The following is a 1698-nucleotide window of genomic DNA, read 5'->3' as shown; positions in this document are numbered from 1 at the left end:
GGCAACTCGTCATCAGCTCTCGGCCTTGAAATCCCGGATTTGCCTAAGATTTCAGCCTACCACCTTAAACCTGGACAACCAACGCCAGGCTGGCCTAACCTTCTCCGTCCCTCCATCGCAATAACTGGAAGTACAGGAATATTAACCTGTTTTCCATCGACTACGCTTTTCAGCCTCGCCTTAGGGACCGACTAACCCTGCGTCGATTAACGTTGCGCAGGAAACCTTGGTCTTTCGGCGTGCGAGTTTTTCACTCGCATTGTCGTTACTCATGTCAGCATTCGCACTTCTGATACCTCCAGCAAGCTTCTCAACTCACCTTCACAGGCTTACAGAACGCTCCTCTACCGCGTCATCAAAGATGACACCCGTAGCTTCGGTGCATGGTTTGAGCCCCGTTACATCTTCCGCGCAGGCCGACTCGACTAGTGAGCTATTACGCTTTCTTTAAAGGGTGGCTGCTTCTAAGCCAACCTCCTAGCTGTCTAAGCCTTCCCACATCGTTTCCCACTTAACCATGACTTTGGGACCTTAGCTGACGGTCTGGGTTGTTTCCCTTTTCACGACGGACGTTAGCACCCGCCGTGTGTCTCCCATGCTCGGCACTTCCAGGTATTCGGAGTTTGCATCGGTTTGGTAAGTCGGGATGACCCCCTAGCCGAAACAGTGCTCTACCCCCTGGAGTGATACATGAGGCGCTACCTAAATAGCTTTCGAGGAGAACCAGCTATCTCCGAGCTTGATTAGCCTTTCACTCCGATCCACAGGTCATCCGCTAACTTTTCAACGGTAGTCGGTTCGGTCCTCCAGTCAGTGTTACCTAACCTTCAACCTGCCCATGGATAGATCGCCCGGTTTCGGGTCTATACCCAGCGACTAAACGCCCTATTAAGACTCGCTTTCGCTACGCCTCCCCTATTCGGTTAAGCTCGCCACTGAATATAAGTCGCTGACCCATTATACAAAAGGTACGCAGTCACCTAACAAAGTAGGCTCCCACTGCTTGTACGCATACGGTTTCAGGTTCTATTTCACTCCCCTCTCCGGGGTTCTTTTCGCCTTTCCCTCACGGTACTGGTTCACTATCGGTCAGTCAGTAGTATTTAGCCTTGGAGGATGGTCCCCCCATATTCAGACAAAGTTTCTCGTGCTCCGTCCTACTCGATTTCATTGACAAGAGATTTTCGTGTACGGGGCTATCACCCACTATGGCCGCACTTTCCAGAGCGTTCCACTAATCTCAAATCAACTTAAGGGCTGGTCCCCGTTCGCTCGCCACTACTAAGGGAATCTCGGTTGATTTCTTTTCCTCAGGGTACTTAGATGTTTCAGTTCCCCTGGTTCGCCTCTTGCACCTATGTATTCAGTACAAGATACTCAGCTTATGCTGAGTGGGTTCCCCCATTCAGAGATCTCTGGATCACAGTCTGTTTGCCGACTCCCCAAAGCTTATCGCAGGCTACCACGTCTTTCATCGCCTCTGACTGCCAAGGCATCCACCGTATGCGCTTCTTCACTTGACCATATAACCCCAAGCAATCTGGTTATACTGTGAAGACGACATTCGCCGAAAATTCGCATGTTGCTCTTTCGAGCAGAACTCACAAATTTTACCTTAGCCTGATTTCCAGCAGTGAAACTGGTCATCAGTCTATATCTATCACATATCCGAATTTTTAAAGAACGATCTGACAAAAG

The 1698-nt window shown here is 49.9% G+C and carries 1 rRNA gene; it reads right to left on the bottom strand.

Going from position 1 to position 1698, the window contains the following annotated elements:
- Positions 1 to 1523: ribosomal RNA gene (locus ACGLHT_RS29945) — 23S ribosomal RNA — on the bottom strand; the annotation flags it as partial.
- Positions 1524 to 1698 lie beyond the last annotated feature (175 nt).

This window comes from Pseudomonas sp. PsB, from assembly GCF_043658375.1.
In the GTDB taxonomy this organism is placed as follows: Bacteria; Pseudomonadota; Gammaproteobacteria; order Pseudomonadales; family Pseudomonadaceae; genus Aquipseudomonas; species Aquipseudomonas putida_Z.
The sequence above is the reverse complement of the archived record's forward strand: the minus strand, read 5'-3'. Positions and strand labels throughout refer to the sequence as shown.